Origin of the sequence: Flammeovirga sp. SubArs3 (assembly GCF_947387565.1) — a bacterium.
In the GTDB taxonomy this organism is placed as follows: Bacteria; Bacteroidota; Bacteroidia; order Cytophagales; family Flammeovirgaceae; genus Flammeovirga; species Flammeovirga agarivorans.
Genome location: NZ_CANDOA010000001.1, coordinates 842891 through 868781, shown reverse-complemented (window position 1 = coordinate 868781; position 25891 = coordinate 842891). Strand labels below are relative to the sequence as shown.

Genomic DNA, 25891 nt, shown 5'->3' with positions numbered 1-25891 from the left:
TACTGATTCATTACATCAATGAATAATTTTAAAACTAAAGCGTTATTTTTGTAGTCAAATCATTTTTTAAACTTATCACTTACTACCCTTGAAAAAACAACCACTTGATTTTAGTCCTTATTAGCGGGTGATTTTTTGAAAAACTACCCTATTGGGCAAAAAATGGGGATAAATAATACTAATTTCACCCTAGTAAATAATTACTCTATTTGATTTTCATTTAAATCACTAGCACTTCAAAAGGGACTATAAAGGTACTCTGGAGAGGATTTTTTTGATACTATATCCACCACAATGAAATGAACTTATGAAAAATTACTACTTCACAACCAACAGTACTATAATTGCTAAAATTACCCTATTACTTTTCTCTTTATTTTCGCATCAGTTGTATGCACAAGAGAATGAAATTGTTTTTGATATACAATTGTACTCTACTAAAAATGGACTAGTACAAAATGATATCACTAGCATCTATCAAGATAGTAAGGGGCTCATGTGGTTCGGTACCAACGCAGGAATCAGTAGATTCGATGGGTATAGTTTTACCAACTATAGCATGGATACCCATCAGCTTACTTCTAATATCATTAGTTGTTTTCAAGAAGATCAATTCAATAACCTTTGGATAGGATTATTAAATTCTGGTATCTGTAGATTAAACTTGGAGACGGGTGAAATGACCTCCTTTCGTAACGTTCAAGACTCAAAAATACTTAGCTCTAACAATGTGCATTCCTTAGCTCTCGATGATGAGGGCAACCTATGGGTGGGCACCACAAAGGGGTTGAACCGTATACCTGCTAATGAGTTAACAAAAGACCAATTGAAGGTTCAAAAATATTACGCTAACCACCATAATTCTAAAAGCATTTTATCCAATGGTGTCGTTAAATTATTTAATGACAGAAATGGAAATCTATGGGTAGGAACAAAAAAAGGGTTACAAATCGCCATTAAGCCTTCCAATAATCAACCGTCTTATACATTTAAAGAAATATCAAATACGAAGATCCCTCCTGTAAAGGATATTACAGAATCGGAAGATGGAGTATTCTTTTCAGGACCACATGGCATACAGCTATTTAATGAAGAGAAATCATCTTTAAGAAAAGTATCTACCGCAAGGTTCAACACTTTATGTATTGATCCTAATAAGTATATGATTGGTGGTACTAGAAAAGGGTTACTTTTTATGGAATACGATGAAGTTTCAGGGACCTATATTCAAAAGAAACATATTCATAGTGAAAACTTTGATGCCTTAAAAATTAATATCATTACTGAAGTATACAAAGATAAATTAGGTGTAATTTGGATAGGTACTAAAGGTGGGGGTGTTATCAAATACAATCCAAACGGTAAACGCTTTAAGGATATCTATAAAACCAATGATCCAAGTAGTATTTCCTACAATAAAATAAGATCAATTTACGAAGACAGTAAAGGTCGAATTTGGGTGGGCACTCAAGGGGGAGCCTTAAATGTCTTAGAGAATAGTAGTAAAGGTATGAATGTAGGGTACAAATCATTCACTATCGAAAACCTTAAACCAAACACCACTTTTGATATTACCGAATGGGGAGATCAACTTATGTTTGGGATCAGAAAAAAAGGAAAGGTTTATCAAATGGATATTGATACGAACCTGGAAACACTAACTGATATAGATGCTGAATTTCTTCTAACTGAAAATGAGGATGCCCCGTCTTTTACGATTCAAAGTGATGGAGATGATGTGATTTGGTTAGGTACTTATGGTAAAGGACTGATCAGAGGCATAAAGAAAAATGGTAAAATTGAATGGACCAATATTTCCAATCAAAAAGATCTTCAACAGGGAAAAGTTAAACTTATCCGCAATATTCTTATCGACAGTTATGGCAACCTATGGGTGGGATCGTCAGATGGTTTAGTATTTATTTCAAAAGAAGAGAAATTAAAAGACAGACCTGCATTTGAGATCTATCAACATCATGAAGATCAAAAAAACAGCCTTTCCTACAACTATTTACTACCCGTTTTTGAAGCATCAAACGGTGAGATCTGGATAGGAACAATGGGCGGAGGACTAAATATCGTCAACCCAGAAAAAGTTAATGGAGATGGTATTTCTTTCGAACATATTAAAATTGATGATGGACTACCTAGTAATATCATCAAATCTATATTGGAAGATGACTACCAAAACCTATGGATTGCAAGTAACAATGGCATCACAAGAATAAATCTGGATTCCAGAGAAATAAAAAATTACAACATTAGTGATGGCCTTCAAGATAATGAATTCAGTGATCTGGCTGCTTGCAAACTAAAAAATGGCGACCTGATGTTTGGAGGCGTCAATGGCATCAATTATTTCACTCCTCATGAAATTGTCGATGATTATCTAGTTGGAGATTTAGTATTTACTGAACTAAGTGTTCTGAATAAAAATATCCATGTCAATGATACTTTAGATGGAAATGTTATTCTAAAAAAGAATATTCAATACACACAAAAAATACAGCTTAACCATGATCAAAATAGCTTTGCAGTACAATTTGCAGGCTTACATTATGGATCTCCATTCAAGAACAAATACAAGTATAAGCTTAATGGATTTGATGAGAACTGGATTACAACCAACGCTGATTTCAGAATAGCAAAGTATACCAACTTATCTCCAGGCAGCTACACTTTAGAAGTAAAAGCATCTAATGGAGATAATATCTGGAACCCTAAATCATTATATCTTGATATTGAAATAGCAGCTCCTTGGTGGGCTACTTTATGGGCAAAGATACTATATGTGATTGCCATCGTTGGTTTCATTTACCTCTTCTCTAGATTCTCTCTAATTACTGTAAAAAAGAGACATCAATTAGAGTTGGAGCAGTTTGAAAGAGAAAAACTGGAGCACCTAAGTCAAATGAAGTTGCAATTCTTTACGAATATCTCTCATGAATTAAGAACTCCTTTAACGCTCATTCATACACCAATTGAACAATTAATGAGTAAAGGGAATGCTTATTCTTCATTAGAAAAAGAAAAGTATTACAAGCTGATTCATAAAAATGTGAACCATTTAATGAATCTGGTTAATCAGCTGCTAGACTTCCGAAAAATGGAACAAGGGCATACCGCACTTCAAGTAAAACAAGGAGATTGGGTATTGTTTACGGAACAGATTTACCATTCGTTTAAAGAGTTTGCCAATCATGAAAGAGTAGACTTTTCTTTGGATATCAAAACGCACTCTATTAAGGGGTTATTTGATCAGGATAAACTCAAGAAAATCCTGAACAACCTACTTTCCAATGCCTTTAAGTTTACCTATGCAGGTCAGGTAAAGATGACTATTCAGCAAGAAAATAACCATGTCGTTATCGAAGTAAAAGATACAGGTTTTGGTATCTCTGAAGAGCATCTAAAGTATTTGTTCGAACCATTCTATCAAGTAGATAATCAGACAAAATCAAAAAGTGAAGGAACAGGAATTGGCCTATCATTTACAAAGAGTTTAGTGGAGTTACACCATGGTACTATTGAGGTAGAAAGTAAACAAAATGCTGGTTCCACTTTCAAAATTCAATTCCCTCTTGATGAAGTTGCTTATCAAGATGATGTAAAAATTGAAAGTATCTCAGAAGAAGCTGTAGTGATTGAAAATGAGGAAGAAGAGGAATTAACAGCTCAAGAAGAAGAACTAAGCCTAACAACGAAACCGAAAATTGTTATTGCAGACGATAACCCTGCAATACTTGATCTTCTTTATGATCTTTTGAAAGATACTTTCAAGGTGTACAAAGCAGAAGATGGCGAAAAGGCTTTTCAATTAGCAAAAGAGGTAATGCCTAACTTAATTCTCTCGGATATTATGATGCCGATTATGGATGGGTATGAATTAACGAGAAAAATTAGAGAAGATGTTCAGGTTTGTCATTTACCGATCATACTTCTAACTGCCAAAAACTCTAATGACAGTAAATTAAAAGGGTATGAATATGGTGTCGATGCCTATGTTACAAAACCTTTTAATACTGAAGTATTGATGGCAAGAATAAATACGCTTGTTGAGAATAGAAAACGTCTACAAAAGAACTTCAGAACGAATATTGATACCCAACCGAGTGAAGTTACATTTACTTCTATCGATGAACGTTTCTTAAACCGTCTGATAGTTATCGTAGAGGAAAATATTTCAGATCCGAAGTTTACCGTTGAAAAGCTTGCTCATGAATACGGTACGAATCCACTACGTCTTAATCAGAAGTTGAAAGCATTGACTGAGCAAACGGCAAAAATCTTTATTAGAAACATTAGATTAAAAAGAGCTGCTCAATTATTAAAGATGGGTAGATACTGTGTAAGTGATGTCACTTACGAAGTAGGATTCAGTGATTTAAAATATTTTAGAAACTGTTTCAAGAAAGAATTTGGTGTCCCTCCTTCTCACTTCTTGAGAAATAAAAAGAAAAAAGAAGAAGAAATTGAGGATGCAGAAATGCAATAAACATATGCATTTACCACCGATAAAATTTAAACAGATACTAAAAACAAAGGATATAACACCATGATTACCATCAAATTAAAAGATAAATAATAGAGACACTATAAAAGAAGGGGGAAATAATTTTTACACCAATCATCAAGGGATTTTTTTTTTCGCTAATCAGATATTTACCACCCCCATTTTTTATAGGTATTCGTACGCAATAGGTGTCATATGTACGCTTAGCTTTGGAGTCATTATTAAGAACTAATCTTTTATGAAATGAAAAGAAAATTATCAGTAATTTATCAGCTTCTATTTCGGAGAATATTTTTTCTAAGTATTCTTTTTACAGTAGGAATGACCTCAAAACTCTATGCTCAAAAGACCTTTAAAGTAAGTGGTACAATTGTCGATGAAGAACAAGCTCCAATTCCTGGAGTGAATGTTCTTATCAAAGGATCGACAATAGGTACGGTAACCGATTTTGATGGAAACTACAACATCATGGTATATGATAAGAACAGTATTCTTGTCTTTTCATATATCGGATACAAGCCTGTAGAAGTAGAGGTAAGTAAAAAGTCAGAGATCAATCTCCAAATGGAGGTGGATACTGAAACGCTAGAAGAAGTTGTCGTGATTGGTTATGGTCAACAAGAGAAACGAGAAGTAACAGGTTCTGTTGCTCAAGTTAAGTCGGATCAGATCAATACTTTGGCCACATCAGATTTAGGAACAGCTATTCAAGGACAAATGGCAGGTGTTAGTGTGAGTTCTGCATCAGGAGCTCCCGGTGAAAACGCTACCATTACCGTTAGGGGTGTTTCTTCTTTCCAAGAAGGTGGATCGGAACCTCTTTATGTGGTAGATGGAGTCACCTATACTTCAAACCCTAACCTTTCTCCTCAAGAGATCGAATCTGTTGAGGTACTAAAAGATGGTGCATCGGCTGCAATTTACGGTTCTAGAGCTTCGGCTGGTGTTATCTTAATCACCACAAAAAGAGGTGAAAAAGGGAAAATGTTAGTGACGCTGGACTCTTATTATGGTGTTCAGAAAATCACTTCTGATGTTCACTTAGCCAATACTACAGATGCGATGTACATCAACCACTTAATGTGGAAAGGAGATCCAAGTACTCCAAATCCTTTAGAAAACAATCCTAATGCTATGCATTACAATACGGATTGGCTAAAAGAATTACAGGTGGACATGGCTCCCATTCAAAACCATGCTTTACGTTTATCAGGCGGTTCTAAGAACTTAACGTATTCTATTGTAGGTACTTTATTTGACCAGCAGGGTATTCAGATCTCATCTGCCTACCAAAGAAAGACATTGAGAGCGAATACAACTTTTGAAAAAAATAAGTTGAAAGTACAAATCAATATGGGCTATCAGAATAGTTATAAGGACAACCCTCCAAATAATATACAGTACCAAGCCCTTCGTCAAGATCCGTTTAGACCAGGTATTCAACAAAGTGATGAATACGTAATCGAAGGTTCAAACCCTGAAAGAATGACAAACCTTTTAGCGCGTATCAACGAGACGAATGAAACTAGGGGAAACAACTATAATGGTAATGCAAAAATCACTTATGAATTGGCAAAAGGGTTAAAACTAAATGCCAATATCGGTGGATCTTATGGTATCAACAACGATGTTTGGTTTAGCCCAACTTTCGATGTGTATAACAACAATGGTGAATACATCACAAGAGCATCTAAACCTCTTAATGAATTAAGATATATCGATACGTATAGCTTAAGAACCATTCAAGAATATACTGCTACTTATAGTAAGAAATGGGGAAAACATCATGTGAGTTTATTGGCCGGTAATACTTGGGAGACAGCAGAAGCAAATAGAAGAACTGTTCATGCTATTAATATGCCGAACAATATTCCTAACCTTGGTGTAGCTCAAGATGTTAGAGGTATTGACCAAAGATATACAGCAAGCAGTAACATCGGTGTCTTAGGCCGTGTACAGTATAGCTACGACGGAAAGTATATGGTAAGTGCGAGTATTCGTAGTGATGGGTCTTCAAGATTCCATCCAAGCAATAACTGGGGTACTTTCAAATCGTTCTCAGCAGGTTGGAATATAAGTGAAGAAAAGTTTTTTGAAGCCTTAAAACCTACCATCAGTAGTTTAAAAATTAGAGGTGGTTATGGTGAAACTGGTAGTGATAAGGCCGGGCAAGGCCTAGGTAACTTAATTGCAGATTTGCCCTATGTTGCTATCGTTACTCCTCAGATCGACTATGTATTAGGTATCGGTGAAGATGACATCTTATACCCTGGTACAAGTAATCCAACTTATGTTGATGAAGACATCACATGGGAAACTAATATCTCTCAAAATATTGGTTTAGATGGAGAGCTATTTGCTGGTCGTTTATTCTTCAACTTTGACCTTTATCGTTCTGAAAAGAAAGACATGTTATTGCCTGTAGAGTTACCTCCATCAGCAGGTGGTACGGTTACAGGGAATTATAATAAAATGTGGCAAAATGTAGGTAACCTTACAAATGAGGGAATCGAATTAGGCTTGGGATATAATACTGATATCAAGAAGCTTAAGCTTACAGTAAACGGTACATTTACAAGAAATTTCAACAAGGTAACAGAATTGGCTCCAACAATGGAATCAGTACCTGGTGGACGTCCATTAGGTAATTCTTCGGAACCTACTACTTTCTTGATTCCTGGTTATGAAGCCGGTGCGTTTTTCTTAATTCCAACAGAGGGTACTATCAAAACCAACGAAGAATTAGAGGAATACCAAAAGATGATACCAACCGCTAAACTTGGTGATCTAAAATATGTAGATGTAAATGGAGATGGGGAGATTGATCAAAACGACAGAGTATATCAAGGAAGTGGTACACCACTTTGGGAAGCTGGCTTGTCTGTCAACCTCGCCTACAAAGGATTTGATCTAAGTGTAATGTTATTTGGTTCGTATGGGGCAAAGATCTATAACGGAACAAAAGCTTATGCTTATCAGCAAAAGACAAGCAAAGAATTAGTGAATGCTTGGTCTCCAGAAAATCCTACATCAGACGTACCTACACCAAGAAGAAGTTCATCGCATATGAACGTGAGAACCTACTCTGATTATTTCTTGGAAGATGGTTCTTACTTAAAAATTCAAAATATCACATTCGGATACACACTTCCTGACAAGACTATTAGAAAGTTAAAAATGAACAACTTCAGAGTCTATGTAAGTGCACAAAATCCATTTGTATTTACAAATTACTCAGGATACGATCCAGAAATTGGTTCTAAAAATGTATTCTATCGTGGTGTAGATACTGGTAAATATCCAGTGGCAGCAACGTACAGAGCAGGTCTTTCATTACAATTCTAAAAACTACTCATGATGAAAAATCTATTAAAAATAAACATAAGCTTACTAATTGCTTTCACCCTCTTTGGGTGTCAGGATTGGTTTGATATAGAAAATAAAAATACGATCGAAGAACGAGAGTTCTGGCAAAATGAAGAAGAAGCATTTATGGGATTAATGGCAGCTTATAGCGGTCTTCAAAACCATGGATCAATGGGTGGTAATTCTGCCGCTCAAATGCCCACTAGATCTGATATTGGCCGACCAAGTATTTGGAATGATCAGTATGTCGAGTTATCAAAACTATTGTTTAATGATAACACGAGTATTGTCAAATTGAAATGGGCTGATCTGTATACAACAGTTTTTAGAACAAACCAGATTTTAGATCAAGTACCAGATATTATTGATATGGAGGAGGATGCTAAAGAATTATGTTTAGCAGAAGCTCACTTCATCAGAGGTATTTGCTACTATTGGTTGTATAGTACTTACAACCATGGTTCTATCATTCTACACACCACTGTTGCGAAAGGGAAAGATGAAATTGCTCAACCTTTAAGTGCAAAAGAAGATGTACTAGCTCTGATTATTAGCGACTTGACTTATGCACAAGAAAGACTTCCTGAAACATGGGATGATATCTACAAAGGTAGAGCAACATGGGGAGCTGCTACGGCTTTCTTGGGTCAGGTATATATCAATGAGCATGAATATGTGAAAGCACAAGATGAGTTTGCTAAAATTATTGAAAGAGACGATTTATATCAATTGACTCCAGAAATTGGTTGGAACTTTGATAAAGACCATGAATTTAATTCTGAATCAATATTTGAAGTTTCATTCTCAGATACTCAGAAACCTAATGGTGGTGGTGTAATTGTAGATGGCCCATCGGGTACAGAAGGTACAAGAAGAGGTGTTTATTTGGCTCCAAGTGGCGCCAATGGTAGTAGATTATCAATGCCTTCTTATTGGATCACAATGCTTTTCCAAAACGACGAAATGGATCCTACAGATCCTAGAAATGATGGTTTAACACACTCCATCCGTTCTCAATATTCTATTGTTATGGCTGATGATGATTATGAATACTATCAAAAGCACCCAACAGATGTTCATGGTACTTTCAAAAATAAAGAATCCTCTTATTTAAGAAAATTCCAGAATTGGTGGGATGAGTATGAAGCTATTGGAACAAAAACGATCTCAGGTATAAACGAAAGAGTGATTCGTTTGGCAGATGTTTACCTTCTTTATGCAGAATGTTTAATTCAAAATAACGGTGATGGTGGTACTTTTGAAGCAGTACACTATATCAATAGAATTAGAACTCGTTCGGCAGTAATGCCATTGGATCATAACGAATACAATACTGCAGAAAAGCTAATGGAACATATTATGTATGTTGAACGTCCGTTGGAGTTAATGTTCGAAGGTCATGATACGCGTTGGGTAGACATGAGAAGATGGGGAGTGATAAAAGAACAATATGACCGCCTTGCAAAGAAGAAGTATTACATGAGTAAGAAGATTCTTTTCGAACTACCGGAAGATGCAACGGAAGGTCCAAAAGGAGAAGAAGTTTTACAAGAATTCCAAGATGCATCAGCAAGTTATACACCTGATTATCATAACTACTTCCCTATTCCAATTGATGAATTACTATCTAATCCTAACCTATAAATTGAAGTAAAATGAAATTAAAAGGAACAAACTTTTTTATGGTTCTTTTCTGCTTAATGACTTTCTTCTCTTGTAAGGAGGAATTTGAGTACGATAAGATTACAGATATATATGTTTTTAGTACTGAATCGAATACTAAAGATTTAGTGACTACACTTGGTGGGACCTTTTCATTTACTGATGCATCAAGAGGTGAATATGTAAGAGAATGGACTATAGACGGACCTTCTTATTTCACCAATAATGAAGACACTGTATTAACAGAACATATTGCTCATGTTCAATTTGAAAATACCGGTGTAGTTCCCGTTAAAATCCAGTTGGATTTCGGAGATGAAGAATTAAATTATGATTCAACATTCTATATTACAGTCTACGACTCAGCAGTAACCCCTGACTTTGAAGTGGTTGAAATCGAAGGTGATTATGTAGAATCTAATGGAAAATACATTATGGAATCTGGTGCTTTTGTTACATTTAAGAGTACTAGTAAAGGACAACCTGATACTTTCGAATGGTTAACGACATTAGATCAAACCGTAAAAGATTCTGTAGCCAGAATTGAATTTGTAAAACCAGGTGTTTATGATATCGGCCTTTTTGCTTCTCGAAAAGAACCTGTAAAAGGCACAGGAAATACTATTTACAAAAATGGTCTAATCGAAGTGGTTCCATCAACTGTTCCTTTCAGAGTGGATCAAATGACACAGGATGAAGAAGGTAATATCTTTGTGAAGTTTAACAGAGACCTCGATTTAGAAACAATCACAGACAGTACAATCAACAACTTTACAATTAGAGATGCTGATAATAATGTTCTTACAATTAATCACCTTGCTGCATCAGGGGAAGTAAATAATACGATTATTCTATTTGTTGATCCTACTTTCTCTCAATTGTATGTTACTTACAATCATTCAGGTGAAGCTGGTGATCTTCAATCTATTGATGGTGTAAAACTAGAAGAGTTTACTGATATGGAAGTCGAAGGGTATCAACATAACTTCTTTACAAATGGCAGTTTTGAAAATGGTACTTATGCTCCTTTCAATGATGGGAAATGGGTAGGATCTGGTGCAATGAATGTAATCAAAGATGCAACTTCTGCAGTTGATGGAGATTATTATTTACAAGTAGATTTTGAACCCTACGAACATAAAAATGGAAATGGCTCGAAACTAACCATAGAAATGACAGAAGGTTATTTCCCTGTTTCAGCTGAATATAACTACACTTTTGAATTCTATGCAAAAGCTGTTGGAAACATCAGAGTATTAAAAGTAACGCTAAAAGATGCAGATACTGGAGATTCTATGAATAAAACTTTCCAAGATCAATTGGTAGATGGCGAATGGGTAAAAATCACTTACTTCTCGAATGAACCGATTACGAAAGAGTTTATCAATACAAATGTTCAATTCGATTTTATTGCAGAACCAAATGAAACTGCTCAATTATTAGTAGATCATTTAGTCTTTTCACAACACTAAATTAAGGCAAAAGAATTAACTAGGAACAAGGAGGAATTTTGATCTTCAGAATTTCGATTCCTTCTTGTTACCTCTTTTCTGTGTGCCCCTATTTCACTTCACTCAACTTCCTAAATACAACGAAATGAAAAAGAATTACTTATTACTTATTGTACTATCCTTTGCTACACTTTTTAGAACATGGGGTGAAGAGGATAAACAGTCAACATTGAAAATTTCTTCAGAAGCTGAAACTCTATTCTTTTCAGGTTTTGAAGGGGAAATTTCTTCCGAATGGGAGTCGAATACATATAATGGTTTAACTATATTTGAAAAATATAATTCAGACCAATTTGAAGGTAATAGTAGCTGTCGAATTCAATTCAATGCTACAAATCAAAAATGTAACTTTACCTCGTTCAAAAATATCAAATGGGAAGAAGGTAAAGTCTATAAAATCTCTTTCTACTATAAAGCATTAACCAAAACAGACAATCAGAATTCTAATATTAAATTCTTTTCATCTGACGATACTAAAATTGGTCAAGTGAATCTTTCACCATTAGAAAGTTCAGAATGGGTACAAGTGAAGTTTAGTTTTACTCCTTCTGTTACAGATGAAAATGGTTATGTACTTTTCTCTTTTCAACCACATTCAGAAGGAAAAGGAGAGCTATTATTTGACAACTTCTTGATAAAGAAGCTCGGTGATGATTTTTTCCAAGAATTAAAAACTACAAATGTCACGTCAAATCCAAATGTCAAATGGTCTCAGTTTGGACCAGGAATGAGTGGAAATAACAAAGTAGCATTTTGGCACTCTACTGACGAAAATACTTTATTTATCGGCCCGAATATGGGCAATGTATACAGAACAACAGACCAAGGAGAAACTTATGAGTCCATGTTAAATGCAGACGCTAAAGGCATGGATACAGGAGAAAGAGGTCCCCGAGAGTTATATAGTATAGATTTTTCCAGACAAAACCCTGACTTTGGTTTTGCTACGGACAGACGAAACCTAGGTATTTATAAGACCATCAACAAAGGCAAGTCATGGGAGCTGATCAATGGTGAACCATTTGAAGGACTTTATATCTCTTGTGTTTCTGTTGATCCTAATGACGAAGATACTTGGTATGCCGGTGGTGGAAAAATGAGAGATTTTGGTAGAGTTTTATTTCCAAAAAGCGACCCTCATGGAACTTACATTGACCCTAACAGCCAAGGAAAAATTTGGAAGAGTACAGACAAAGGGCAGACTTGGACTTTAATGAACCAAGGTCTTCATGAAAAGACAGAAGTGGAAACTATATTGGTTAACCCAAAAAACTCATTGATCGTATTTGCGAGTACAAACAGAGGGTTTTACAAAAGTACTGACGGAGGTAAAAATTGGGTAAAGAAAACCAACGGATTTGATCATGATGTCATGCGAGCAATGGCCTACTTCCATAATACCAATACCAACAAAGTGATTCTTTTTGTCATTAATGATATTACTTGGAAAGCAGATGGGAAGACGGTAACTGATGGTGGTGGTGGTATTTTTAAAAGTACTGATCATGGTGAATCTTGGACAAAAATTAATGGTGATCTAGCTTTAGATCTTACTCAGTTTGAAGATAATTCAGGCATTAAAAAGAGTTATTACACTACTGTAGCTCATTTCTTTGGAATATCATACAATGAGGCCGTTGAACAATACCCCGAATTGCCCACCAAGATCACTCAACGTTTTAATACTATTGAAGTTGACCCTAATGATGTAGACAATATTTACCTTAATAATGAATACTCAAATGCATCTAAAAACAATTTCAAACCCGGTCAATTGTGGAGATCAAAAGATGGTGGTGAACATTGGTATATTACCCTTAGGAATGGTAAAAACTGGGAAAGCAATTCTCCAGATAAAAGCTATTGGGAAAATAGAGGAAACCCAATGGGCAGTAACATCACACTCAACTATCTAAAACATTGGATGGTAAGAGATGACTATGAAAGAAAAGGGACCAACTTTGCCCGCTTTAGTGCTGATGGAAAAGTACTTCATGCAAATATGGCAAAGGTATCACTGATGTCTTATGATAAAGGCGATACATGGGTAGATATTGATGACATCGAAGTAACACCTGGTTCAGATAATTTTGTTGGTGCAGGAAATAGTAATTTACCTGGACATGGATTTTTCCAACATCCAGATTTAAGTCAAGTCTATTGTCTTGCTGGAGAAAACTCATTATGGATTACTAATGACGAAGGAAACCATATTAGAGAAGGTGCACAGGCTGTACAATACAAATCATTGACAGATGCAGAACAATCAATTAGTTCTTATGCAATAGATCCTCATGATACGGATAAACATTATGCTTTATTCTTCAGACAGCATCATCGAGGTGAATGCCTTCGTTCTTTGGATGGAGGTGATACATGGGAAGCAATAGGTACTGCCATTCCAGAATGGGATATGGTTGACGGAGGTGGAGATCAATCCGTTCATCAAATGCAATTAACCATCGATCCTAACGATACTGAAAACCTCTATTTCTGTGTACCTAAGAGAGCCAATAACATAGAGTTTGTTGGAAATTCAGTTACAGGTTTTGGTGTCCATAGATCTACCGATGGTGGTGTTACTTGGGAAGAAGTAAACAGTGGTTTACCCAATGAACCTGATGTTACTAGAATAGCATTACATCCTGAGAATACTTCTACAATTTTTGCCTGCGTTCAACATTCAAATGGAGGTCTATTCAAATCAGAAAACCAAGGTACAACATGGACAGAAGTTGCTTCTACATCTGCTATTTCCAAATCTTTTGGTATTAATGATATACATTTCAGTGACAATGGAAAAGTATATATTACTTCTGGATCTAAAAATGGAGATGCCGACGATGGAGGACTTTGGGTAAGTGAAGACAATATGGAATCTTGGAGTAGAATTTTCGACTATCCTTGGACAAATAGAGTTGAAATTGCCAAATATGATCCAAATGTGATATTAGTTTCGACCCTAGCCAATACAACTATCGACAGATTAAACGCTGGTCTGTATTTATCAAAAGATGCAGGTGATACTTGGGAAAAAATCAATACCGGAAATGGTCAATCAGACAGGGTGAATGATATTGCTATTGATCAATTTGTTCCAGGAAAATATTACGCTTCAACATATGGTAGTGGTTGGTACATGGCCTTAAACCAAGACGAGGTGATCCAGCCTGAATTGATCTACTTTGAAGAAGAAAATATTGAGCTCAGACCTGGAGCAACAAAACAACTAAAAGTTGTGGTCTACCCTGAAAATGCATACTACCAAGGGGTTGAATTAGTTAGTGAAGATGAAACTATTGCATCGATTACATCGACTGGAAAAGTAAAGGGAAAAGCAGAAGGCAATACTAAGATATATGCTCGTATCATCGGTACTTCACTTGAGGCCGTAACAGAAATCAATGTCGTAGAAGAACCTGTTAACCTTCCTCCAGATGAAGGCATCAATTGGGTGGTATACCCTAATCCAACAACAGGGAAAATATATATCAAAGGAAATAGTTCGATCGAATACTTAGAAAAAGCTACGATTTATAATTTATCTGGACAAATACAATCAGTACCTCAATTTGTCAATAACAATAAGTTAGTGATCAATTCGACATCATTAGCTAAAGGTATGTATATTTTGAATGTCGAAACCGCTTCTAAGATTTATCAATTTAAGTTCTTAAAAGAATAAAAATGAGAAAAATACTCTATCCAATCTTATGGATGATGTGTTCTCTATCTTGCTTTGCGCAAGGTGGGGAACACTTTTTCCATTCTTTAAAAGAAAAGGATGTCGCCTCCGACCCCTCCTATCAATGGTATCAATTTGGTCCAGGTATGAGTGGCAATAATAAATCGGCTTTTTGGCACCCAACAGATCCTAAAGTCCTCTTTATTGGCCCCAACATGGGGAACTCTTATCGATCTACAGATGGTGGCTTTACTTACGAAAGTGTATTAGACCCTGACGGTCCCGGCCTGAACGAAGGTTTGAGAGGACCCAGAGAATTTAGAAGTGTTGATTTTTCAAGGCAAAATCCTGATTTTGGTTTTTGTACAGATAGAAACAACAATGGTATTTATGTGACGCATAACAAAGGAGCAACTTGGCAAAACATACTCGAACCTCAGTTTGATAATAAATTTATGGCCTGTATCACCGTAGATCCAAAAGACGATCAAGTTTGGTATGTTGGGGGAGGAAAAATGAGAGAACTGGGTAGAGCATTATTTCCTCAATCAAAACCTCATGGAGCTAATATTCACCCCAAGAGTCAAGGTCAGATTTACAAAACTACAAACGGTGGAAAAACTTGGAAGTTGATCGTCAATGGTATCCATCCAAAAACAGAAGTAGAATCTATTTTGGTAGACCCAAACTCTTCAAAAACAGTATATGCAAGTACCAATAGAGGGTTTTACAAGTCAACCAATGGAGGTAAAACTTGGAAGCAAAAGACAAAAGGTTTTGGACATGAAATAATGAGAAGCTTTACACATCACTATGATACCAATACGAAAAAACTCACCTTATTTGTTATTAATAACGTGACTTGGAAGAAAGAGGGGCAAACTATAATAGACGATAAAGGAGGAATTTTTAGAAGTGATGATGAAGGGGAAAGTTGGGTAAATATCAGTGGAGATATTGCTATTGATATGCGACAATTTCAATCAATTCCATCCATCATGAAAAGTTACTATCATGCCATTGCCTATTACTTCGGCATGAAGGACAAAGAAGCTAAAATGGCATTTCCAGAACTACCTTCTTCCATTACACAACGTTTCAATACCATAGAAGTGGATCCCAATGATATCAATAATATTTATGTTAATAATGAATATTCGAATGCCTCAAGAAATAATTTTATGCCGGGACAACTTTGGAGAACAAAAGATGGAGGTAAACATTGGTTTGTGACATTTAGAAATGGACAAAACTGGGAAGCTAAATCCAATGATGCTGACTACTGGACAAAAAGAAATAATCCGATAGGTAATAATATCCAATTGAAATACCTGAAGAGATGGATGGCAAGAGACCCCTACGACCGTAAAGGATGTAACTTTGTTCGATTCAATTGTGATGGAAGTATTCTACACACTCAGATGGCTAAAATTTCATTGTTCTCCTATGACAAAGGAGATACTTGGATTGATATCGATGATATAGAAATCGGTAAAGGAAATTATGTTGGAGGAGGGAATTCGAACCTTCCAGGACACGGTTTCTACCAACATCCAGACTTACCACATCAGGTGTTTTGTGCTGCAGGAGAAAATAGCCTATGGATCACGAATGACTTAGGGAAAGAAGTCCGAAAAGGTGCACAATCAGCATCAGTACATAAGTTTAATGAACATGAACAATCTTTAAGCACTTTCGCCATTCATCCAACAGATACTAATATCAGATATGCACTTTTCTTTAGACAGCATAACAGAGGTGAATTATTCAGAACTATTGATGCAGGTAAAACTTGGCAATCACATGGGGAAGCTATTCCGAAATGGAATGTCAAAGCACATAGCGGAGATCAATCTGTTCATCAATTGAATATCACTTTCAACATTGAAAACCCTGATATTATGTATTTCCACGTTCCTAAAAATGCGAGAGCCTTAGAGTATGTCGGTGACTCACAAACAGGATTTGGAGTACACTGTTCGACAGACGGAGGCAAAACTTGGGAAAGTATCAATAACGGCCTTCCACTTGATCCAGATCTATCTGCTATTGCTACGCACCCTAAAAAAGCAACTGTTCTATTTGCGGCTGTTCAAAATAAAAATGGAGGTCTATTTAAATCGAAAGATGGAGGTGATACTTGGCAAAAGGTAGGTTCAACAAAAGAAATATCTGGTACCTTCGGTATCAACGATATACATTTTGATAAGAAAGGAAATGCTTATATTACCGCTGGATGCAAAAAAAGTGGTATTAATGATGGAGGTTTATGGAGAAGCACTGATGGTATGAAAACATGGGAGAAAATCTTTGATTATCCTTGGACCGTAAGAGTAGAAACAGCACTTTATGACCATAACGTTATTCTTATTTCTACCCTACCAAATGTCAGCAATAAGAGAAAAAATCCGGGTACTTACCTTTCTAAAGATGCAGGAAGAACATGGGTAAAGATCAATAAAGGTAATGGTCAATCAGACCGTATTAATGATATTGCTATTGACAATTACACTCCTGATAAGTTTTATGTTTCCACTTACGGTAGTGGTTGGTATGTGACTTTTAAAGAAGAAGAATTGTAAAATATGCTTAGTTTCCCTCCTCAAAAAAATGAACCATGTTCCAAGTGTCGTCTATCGGCTTAACACTTGCGATATAAAAATCCATATCACCAACCCATAAATTAATTCATGGGTTGGTCTTGAAGTCAGACTCATTTTTAAACTCCTCATCTGTCACCACTTGAATACCATTTTTAAATAGCTTATCTGCTACTACTCCATTTCCTTCAATCAGATTACCAGAAAAGGTACCATCATAGATTCTCCCAAACCCACACGAAGGACTTCTAGACTGTAATATTGCTTTTGTTATGTTATTCTCCTTACAGATTTTTAATACCTCCTCTGCTGAATAGAGAAACTGTTGAGTGTAATCGTTTCCTTCTTTACTCGTCACCTTCAAACCGTCTTCTGTTTGTTGTATTTCCACTGGCTCTCTTGGTGTAGGTAAACCTGCAATCACCTCCGGGCAAACGGGGATTGCCTCACCAGAATCGATCATATCCTCTAAATTCACTGTGTTAGAACAAGTAGCATTGTATCTACATTTCACCCCAACTAAACAAGAACTAATAATATATTTTGGTTTCATTTTCTTAAATGGAAGATATCAAAAAGATGGTATTAAGATTACAAAAGAAGCGATAAGAAGTAAAAAATCATATAAATAGCTATGCTTAGGATGGTTTTTCGAACTAAAAAAGGGTGTAAAAACTAAAAATTAGGAGGTAATAAAATTAATCGGTTATTTCTTGCATTAGTGAATAGGTTTAAGGTGTTATTCTCACACTACCTTGCCAACATAGATTATTATTCTTCGAACCATTGAAATGAAATGTTGAATGAAAAAATGGAATAAACTTCTATTTGGCTTGATTGCTTTTATGGCTTTCCATCAAAACGCTCAGTCAGATGATAAAAAACCAACAAACAAACCAAATGTTATTATAATTATTACCGACGATCAAGGGTATGGTGATATTGCCGCTCATGGAAATGAAATTATCAAAACTCCAGCAATGGATAGGCTAAGAAACCAAGGTGTTGCCTTCGATAACTTTCATGCTGGTTCTACATGTGCTCCATCAAGATCTGCATTAATGACAGGTATGGAAGGCCACAGAGCAGGTGTTTGGCATACGATTGCTGGTTGTAACTTATTGAGAGAAAAGTTTACAGCTATGCCTCAAGTGTTCCAAGATAATGGATATGCTACAGCCTTATTTGGTAAATGGCATTTAGGAGATGCTTACCCTTATTTACCAGAAAATAGAGGTTTTGAAACAGCATTATATCATAGTGCAGGTGGTATTGGACAAACTCCTGATTTCTGGGATAATGATTACTTTGATGATGTGTACTTAAGAAATGGAAAACCAGAACAATTTGAAGGATATTGTACTGATGTGTTCTTCGATGAAGCAATAAAATATATTGAAGAGAAAAAAGATCAACCTTTCTTTCTTTATCTTTCCACCAATGCTCCACATGGCCCACTAAATGTACCAGAAGAATACTATAATCAATATAAAGACGAGGAAGAGCTATTAGATTTTCAAAAGGCATATTATGGGATGATCACTAACATCGACGATAATATTACAAGATTAGAAAAGAAGCTCAAGGAATTAAAACTTATGGATAATACTATCCTGATCTTTACTACAGATAATGGATCCCAATATGGTTGGAGAAATATCAAAGGAAAAGAATACGGTTTTAATGCCAATATGAGGGGATTGAAAAGCTCTCAATATGATGGAGGACACAGAGTTCCATTTTTTATGTATTGGAAAAATGGAAATTTGAAAAAAGGAAAATCCATTGATCAATTAGTCATGAGTTATGATGTTCTTCCTACACTCATCGACCTTTGTGATTTAGAACAGCCAAAAGAAACTCAATACGATGGAAAAACAGTCTCTCCTTTAATTTTTGGGGAAGTAAAGAATTGGCCAAAGCGATATGCTGTATTGGATAAGAATAAAACACAGCATCCCGTTAAATGGAAACTTAGTGCAGTCATGGATAATGATTGGCGACTCATCAATGGTAAGGAATTGTACAATATCAGAGAGGACGTAGGGCAAGAAAATGATATCGCTTCATCGCATCCAGAAAAAGTAGAGGAAATGAGAAATGCTTATGAAAAATGGTGGGAGCATGTTTCCAAAGACTTCAGTAAATTTGAATATTATAAGGTGGGTGTAGATGGCATCGATGAAACCGCATTAACAGTACATGATATCCATTCAGATGAACCTCTAGCATGGAATCAAGACTTAATTAGAGATCCTTTGAGTGGTAAAAAGCCAGCTTTAACAGATGTTGGTTTTTGGACAATCGATATACAACAAGAGGGATATTATACAGTCACTTTAGCTCGTTGGCCTAAAGAAGCTGGTTTGCAGTTTGATTCAAAAGTAGAGGCATTAGGGATAACAAAATCTTGGTATATTGCTCGCCCAGAAGGAAGAGTGATACCACTTAAAAAAGCGATGCTAGAAATTGATGCATTAAGAGTGTATCAGGATGTCGATATGTCTTCAAAAGGAACTTCATTTCGAGTGTACCTAAATGAAGGAAAAGCTAGATTGGTAGGCAAATTTATCGATGAAGACAACAAAGACATTTCTGCATTTTATGTTTACATATCAAAAGAGAAATAAGCAATGAAACTAAAAAATATACTTCAATGGGTCATTTTTTTGGGTACGATAGGAACACTATCTGCTCAAGAAGACCAACGTCCAAATATCATTTTTCTTCTATCTGACGATCATACTAGTATCGCTACAGGCTGTTATGGAAATGATCAGGTAGTTACACCAAATATGGATAAGTTGGCCGAAACAGGTGTTCAGTTTATGAACCACTACAACACCACTTCTATCTGTATGGCAAGTAGAGCCATTTATATGACAGGCATGTTTGAATACAAAACTGGTTGTAATTTTGAACATGGACCAATGAAAAAAGCTACCTTCCAACAATCTTTTCCAATGCTGCTAAAAGATGCCGGTTACTTTACAGGTTTTGCCGGAAAATTTGGTTTCGCAGTGTCTGATGGAACAGATCCTTCTGATAAAACATGGGATGTACTTCCTGTAGACGAGTTTGATGTATGGGCAGGTGGATTAGGTCAAACCAAATATCAAACAGGAAGAAATAAATACCTAAAAAAATACGCGGATAAATATCCTCACAGTACAAGGGCTTACGCTGCTTGGGCACATGATTTTATTCTTGAAGCAAAAGATTCAGGCAAACCGTTCTGTATGTCTATTAGCTTTAAAGCTCCACATTTACCTTTTACACCTGATGTATATTTTGATGCAGTATATGAAGGTAAAACCTATAAAAAACCTGCTAACTATGGTGCTGAAAATGCCACTCATATTGCTCCTCAGGCAAAAACAGGGAGACAATATAAACAATATGAGTTTTGGAGAGATACTGAAGAAAACTACCAAGAGGCCATCAAACGTTATAACCAACTTATACATGGTGTGGATTATGCAATTGGTATGATCCGTAAATCTTTAGAAGAACTTGGTGTAGATGATAATACCATCATCATCTATGCAGGTGATAATGGATATAGCTGTGGTGCTCATAACTTAGGAGGAAAAGTACTTCCTTATGAGGAAGCTTCAAAATCTCCATTGCTTATTTATGATCCGAGAATGACTTCAAAAGGTGGAAAAAGAGAGACCATTACCTCAAGTATTGATATAGCCCCTACTATCCTTACTATGGCAGGAATAACAGTACCCAACCATATAGATGGAGAAAACCTTACTCCATTGATGCAAAAGAAAAAGGGAATTAAAAGAGACCATATTCCTTTAATGAACTTCTTTGGAAATGATGAAATTCAAGAAATGGCAGTAGTGACAAAAGATTGGAAATACATCTATTGGCAGTATGAAGACGAAAGAATGCAACCTACTGAAGAACTATATTATATTGGAAAAGATCGCTTAGAAATGACCAATGTAATTTCTGAAAAAAAATACAAAAAGCAATTAGACAAGATGAGGACTTTGTACGATGCTCAAGTAAAGCAATTGAAAGACAACGCAGTTCCTTATCATGATTATCAAAAATATGGTGTGCTATTCGACAGAAATTCTTCACTTGAAGATAAACAGCCTTACCTAAGAGGTACTTATGAAGAACAAATGAAGGGAAAGACTCCCAAGAATCACTTTAATTAAAAAATTGTGACTACTCGCACCGTTTCAATGCAAATGACTTGAAACTAGGTGATACATAATCATTGATACAACAACAGACTATAAGCATTTTTTTGAAATGAAAAAGACATTACTTTCCAATATATTACTATTGGTTGCTTCTCTACTTTTTGCTCAAGAATCAGTAGATTTCTCGAAGCTAGATCATACACGCATTGAGTCCATCTCTACGGTAAATTGGCAACAATTTGGCCCCGGTGGTTCAGGGAATAATTACCATATTTATTGGCATCCTAGCGACGTTAACACTGTGTACCAAGGACCCAATATGGGTAACTCTTACCGCTCAACAGACAGAGGAGAAACCTATGAAGGAATTATGGATCCGGATGGACCGTCTTACAGAACGCGTAGAAGAGGTCCTGTAGAAATCTATGCTCCAGATTTTTCCAGACAGGATGAGAATTTCGGTATTTGCACAATTGAAGATGCTAATTATATTTATTTCACTTTCGACAAAGGTAAAACATGGAAAATCAATGAATTGGTAAGTGCTCAATTTGAGAATATCCATGTAAATACCATCAAAGTGGATCCAACTGATGACAATGTTTGGTACGCAGGTTCTGGTAATATCCGAGACAGTAACCACTTCTTTCACACCAACAAGCATCCACATGGTGTTTTTGGTTCAAAAGTAAAAGTTGGGAAAGCTGGACAAGGAAATGATGGCAACCCAGATTATGGACATCAGGCAAGAATATGGAAGAGCACTAACAAAGGGGAAACTTGGAAAAACATTACCCCAAAAGGCATTGATCCAAGAGCACAAATCACTAGAATTTTTGTTCACCCTGCTCACCCTCAAACGGTATTCGCAGGTACTACTTTTGGTTTATACAAATCTGAAAACGGGGGTAAATCATGGAAGCAGAAAGCTAAAAGTGGAATGGACAATGATATCATCCGCTCAATGGATATGTATTATGATCCGACCTCTAAGAAAGTTATTTTGTATGCCATCGATCTAGTAAAGTATATTCCAAATGGTAATACGATTACATACAATGGCGGTGTGTACAAAAGTGAAGATGAAGGCGATTCTTGGATCAATATCAACTCAGATATGCCAATCAATAAAGCAATTCTTAAAAACCCTAACATCCAAAAAGGGTATTATAAATTTGCATTAGGTAAATGGTTTGGCATCACAGCCTCGGAGGCGAAAGAAAAGTATCCGAAGACTCCAGGTCAACTGATGCATTCTGTAAGTATGATCAGAGTCAATCCAACAAATCCGAATCACCTATTAGTGATCAATAACTACAAATCTCAGTTTACTTTTCCAGGAGGAATGCTTTGGCGTTCAGATGACGGTGGTAAGCATTGGTATGTTACACTAAGAAACGGTAAAGATTGGAACGGTAGAGATAAAGCAAATTGGGAAGCCAGAAATAACCCTACCAAAATCAATGTTGATTGGATTGGACAAGACGAATGGGAAGAAAGAGATGCCTACGACCGAAAAGCAGGTGCAGTTGCCGAGTTTAACGCAGACGGTTCAACAATCATGTATCAGGTAGCAAAAATTGTTTGTGTTTCTAATGATAATGGTGATACATGGCTAGAAAATGATGAACAAGAAACGAAACCTGGTAATCACCATTGGGTGGGTGCAGGTAATAGTAACTTACCTGGTGAGGAAATTATCCAAGACGAAAGAATAAAGGATCACATTTACCTTTGTGCTGGAGAAAACTCTATTTTCAAAACAACAAATGATGGAGACCTTGTAAGAAAAGGTGCTCAGGCAGTATATAAAATCAGTATTCCGAATAAACAAAAGCCCGAAGAATGTTCTGTTGGTACCATGGCCATCGATCCGAACGATGTTAACCATATGTATGCTTTACATTTTAGACAAGCCTATTTTGGTCAACTCATGGAGACAAAAGATGGTGGACAAAATTGGGCTCCTAAAGGAAGAATATTTGATCCTAATAAATTAGGTAATCCACTAAATATGATCATTCATCAAAGTCACTTAAGAATCGATCCAACAGAAACAGAGCATTTGTACTTTGTGATTCCTAAGAAAAGAGTGGTGCATAATGTAAAGTTCAAAGGTGGAAAATTTAAAGACTTTGGTATTTACACTTCAAAAGATGGAGGGGTAACTTTTGAGGTCATTAATAATGGCTTACCCAAAAATGGTCATGTTCAGAAAATTGAATTCGATGAACATAACAAGGGTGAATTGTATGCTGCTGTAATGGGAACACAAAAGCAAGTCGGTGGGCTATATAAACTAAACAAGAAAAGCACTACTTGGGAAAAAGTTCACCTACCAAAAGGTATTGTAAGTGTACATGATATTCATTTTTCAAAGGATAAAAAACTATATATCACTGCTGGAACTTTTGATGGTACAGTTAAAAATGGTGGTGTGTGGGTTAGATCAAAAAACAATTGGAAGCAGGTTTTACCTTATAAATTTGCAAGCTTAGTTACTACAGCTAAATATGATCCTAACATCATTCTTGCTGCTATCCCTTCTGATGGAACAATGGGTATGATGAACCCAGGTATTTACAGATCATTGGATGGTGGTAAAACTTGGAAAAAGATAAATGCAGGTAATATTCAATCGGATAGAATCAATGCCTTAGAAATCGACTATCATAAGAAAGGTGTTTACTACTGCTCTACTTATGGAGCTGGATACTATATCGCTTATGATAAAGAAATTATGCAGTAAATAAATAATTCTTGTGACTACTTCACTCCCCTTTCCTTTGAAGATTTTCGTAAGGAAGGGGGAGTATTTATATAAAAAAGACCTATCATTTTAACTGATAGGTCTTCTTTATATAAGACAATTAATGTTTCCTTCTACATATATTAAATCGAATATTACTTCATCATCGATTTTTTATATTCCTGAACGTACTTGTAGAAACCAATTTCTTCGCCATCCAGCATTTTCTGATATTCTTCAGGATGTTTGTCTTTTACCATTTGAAGTACTTCAACAGCATTAGCAATTACAGGTTCGTATACATCACTGTCAGATTTCATTGCCTTTTTATATGATGCTACCTGCTTTCTCATCGATTTAAGTACTTTCTTATATTTCGGATCATTGACCAAATTGTTCTTTTCCATTGGGTCATTTTCCAGGTCATATAATTCTTCCTGAGGTTTTGTCTCAAAGAATGCAGATTGGAATTCATCCAATTTTCCTTCTGCCTTTAAAGCTCTCATCACATGCACTGCAGGACGGTAAAACTCTAAATAGGCTTGTTTTGCATCATAAGGAATCTCAGGATGATCATTTCTTATGTAACGGTATTTTTCATTCGAAATCGCATATGATGATTCCATAATCTCATCCCATAATCCTCTATAAGAGAATACCTCTTCCCTATCAAAATCATCTGCAATAAACGATTGTCCTGTCATGTAATCTGGGATGTCGACCCCAGCGATATCTAGAATTGTAGCAGTGATATCTGTACTACTAATAATTGCATTTGTATTGGTCTTCTTTTCGAAACCTGCAGGCCATTTTACAATAAGTGGAATTCTTAAGGCAGGATCAAATAGATAGCCTTTTCCTCTAACATTACAGCGTCCATTATCACCAATAATGATAATTGCAGTATTTTCGTATAGCCCTTTATCTTTAAGTTCTTGCACCAACATACCAATTTCATCATCAGCATATTCCATCTGATCTAAGTACTTGGCCCAATCTAAGCGGATTCTTGGATCATCAGCATAATATGGTGGAAGCTCAACGCTTGCAGGATCTACAGGGTGTTTTGATTGCTTTCTTACTTTATCCCACCAATCACCTCTATGTGTTACATGTAAAGTAATTTGTTGGAAAAATGGCTGACCGTCATTTTCAGCTACACCAAAACGATCAAAAACTCCTTTATCTTTATCCCAATCGCCAACAGGTTTATAATTGAAGTTGAAATCTGTTTTTCTTCCTTTTTGCTTTACTTTATTATGCCCTAGAATAGTTGTATACCCTGCCTTTTTCAACCAATAAGTAAACGGCTTATAAGGGTCGATAAGATCTACCTCTCTATTGCTTCTATGATGCATCGTATTGGTCTTTAATTGATGCGTACCAATAATCATCGAAGATCTGTTTGTAGAACATATCGATGCGGTTCCAAAACAGTTATAATATTGTGTTCCTTCTTCTGCTAAAGCATTCATATTTGGAGTTTTCACTCCTTTCATTCCATAACTCTCTGTATCTAAAGACACATCTTCCAACATCACCCAAATAATGTTAGGTCGCTGGTTTTGAGCATAGCCAACATTTACAGATAATAGTAAGGTAAAGGCAGCTACTAGTTTAAATATTTTATTCATTG

General features: G+C 35.9%; 11 protein-coding genes. 9 read left to right on the top strand and 2 right to left on the bottom strand.

The features are described from left to right. The first annotated feature begins 307 nt into the window (after positions 1-307). The 6 genes from QL232_RS03240 (at position 308) to QL232_RS03215 (ending at position 17319) form a co-directional block, all read left to right on the top strand. Complete coding sequence (locus QL232_RS03240) at positions 308-4495, top strand: two-component regulator propeller domain-containing protein (protein WP_281613056.1); 4188 nt, start codon at positions 308-310, stop codon at positions 4493-4495. A gap of 261 nt (positions 4496-4756) precedes the next feature. Next, entirely contained in the window at positions 4757-7858 is a 3102-nt protein-coding gene (locus QL232_RS03235) for a TonB-dependent receptor (RefSeq protein WP_281613055.1), read from the top strand. Positions 7859-7867: 9 nt separating this feature from the next. After that, a complete protein-coding gene (locus QL232_RS03230) occupies positions 7868-9523 on the top strand; it encodes a RagB/SusD family nutrient uptake outer membrane protein (RefSeq protein WP_168882548.1) in 1656 nt (551 codons plus the stop codon). Positions 9524-9534: 11 nt separating this feature from the next. Continuing rightward, positions 9535-11013, top strand: coding sequence for a hypothetical protein (locus QL232_RS03225; RefSeq protein WP_281613054.1), 1479 nt, complete (start codon positions 9535-9537; stop codon positions 11011-11013). A 124-nt stretch (positions 11014-11137) separates the two neighbouring features. Next, positions 11138-14737: a T9SS type A sorting domain-containing protein gene (locus QL232_RS03220; RefSeq protein WP_281613053.1), complete on the top strand. Its 3600-nt coding sequence runs from the start codon at positions 11138-11140 to the stop codon at positions 14735-14737. 2 nt (positions 14738-14739) lie between these two features. Then, a complete protein-coding gene (locus QL232_RS03215; RefSeq protein WP_281613052.1) occupies positions 14740-17319 on the top strand; it encodes a sialidase family protein in 2580 nt (859 codons plus the stop codon). A gap of 106 nt (positions 17320-17425) precedes the next feature. Here QL232_RS03215 and QL232_RS03210 read toward each other — a convergent pair whose 3' ends face one another. Then, positions 17426-17890, bottom strand: coding sequence for a DUF523 domain-containing protein (locus QL232_RS03210; protein WP_281613051.1), 465 nt, complete (start codon positions 17888-17890; stop codon positions 17426-17428). A gap of 250 nt (positions 17891-18140) precedes the next feature. Here QL232_RS03210 and QL232_RS03205 point away from each other — a divergent pair, with 250 nt between their 5' ends. The 3 genes from QL232_RS03205 to QL232_RS03195 all read left to right on the top strand — a co-directional run bounded on the left by QL232_RS03205 (position 18141) and on the right by QL232_RS03195 (position 24255). Further along, complete coding sequence (locus QL232_RS03205; RefSeq protein WP_281613050.1) at positions 18141-19967, top strand: arylsulfatase; 1827 nt, start codon at positions 18141-18143, stop codon at positions 19965-19967. 3 nt (positions 19968-19970) lie between these two features. Next, a complete protein-coding gene (locus QL232_RS03200; protein ID WP_281613049.1) occupies positions 19971-21518 on the top strand; it encodes a sulfatase in 1548 nt (515 codons plus the stop codon). Between the two features lie 97 nt (positions 21519-21615). Continuing rightward, complete coding sequence (locus QL232_RS03195; protein WP_281613048.1) at positions 21616-24255, top strand: hypothetical protein; 2640 nt, start codon at positions 21616-21618, stop codon at positions 24253-24255. A gap of 155 nt (positions 24256-24410) precedes the next feature. On the opposite strand, the gene QL232_RS03190 is transcribed toward QL232_RS03195, so the two are convergent. After that, a complete protein-coding gene (locus tag QL232_RS03190; RefSeq protein WP_281613047.1) occupies positions 24411-25889 on the bottom strand; it encodes a sulfatase in 1479 nt (492 codons plus the stop codon). Positions 25890-25891 lie beyond the last annotated feature (2 nt).

Coding starts and splice junctions, on each gene's coding strand:
- QL232_RS03240 (WP_281613056.1), top strand. CDS start 308: ATGAAAAATTACTACTTCACAACCAACAGTACTATAATTGCTAAAATT.
- QL232_RS03235 (WP_281613055.1), top strand. CDS start 4,757: ATGAAAAGAAAATTATCAGTAATTTATCAGCTTCTATTTCGGAGAATA.
- QL232_RS03230 (WP_168882548.1), top strand. CDS start 7,868: ATGATGAAAAATCTATTAAAAATAAACATAAGCTTACTAATTGCTTTC.
- QL232_RS03225 (WP_281613054.1), top strand. CDS start 9,535: ATGAAATTAAAAGGAACAAACTTTTTTATGGTTCTTTTCTGCTTAATG.
- QL232_RS03220 (WP_281613053.1), top strand. CDS start 11,138: ATGAAAAAGAATTACTTATTACTTATTGTACTATCCTTTGCTACACTT.
- QL232_RS03215 (WP_281613052.1), top strand. CDS start 14,740: ATGAGAAAAATACTCTATCCAATCTTATGGATGATGTGTTCTCTATCT.
- QL232_RS03210 (WP_281613051.1), bottom strand. CDS start 17,890: ATGAAACCAAAATATATTATTAGTTCTTGTTTAGTTGGGGTGAAATGT.
- QL232_RS03205 (WP_281613050.1), top strand. CDS start 18,141: ATGAAAAAATGGAATAAACTTCTATTTGGCTTGATTGCTTTTATGGCT.
- QL232_RS03200 (WP_281613049.1), top strand. CDS start 19,971: ATGAAACTAAAAAATATACTTCAATGGGTCATTTTTTTGGGTACGATA.
- QL232_RS03195 (WP_281613048.1), top strand. CDS start 21,616: ATGAAAAAGACATTACTTTCCAATATATTACTATTGGTTGCTTCTCTA.
- QL232_RS03190 (WP_281613047.1), bottom strand. CDS start 25,889: ATGAATAAAATATTTAAACTAGTAGCTGCCTTTACCTTACTATTATCT.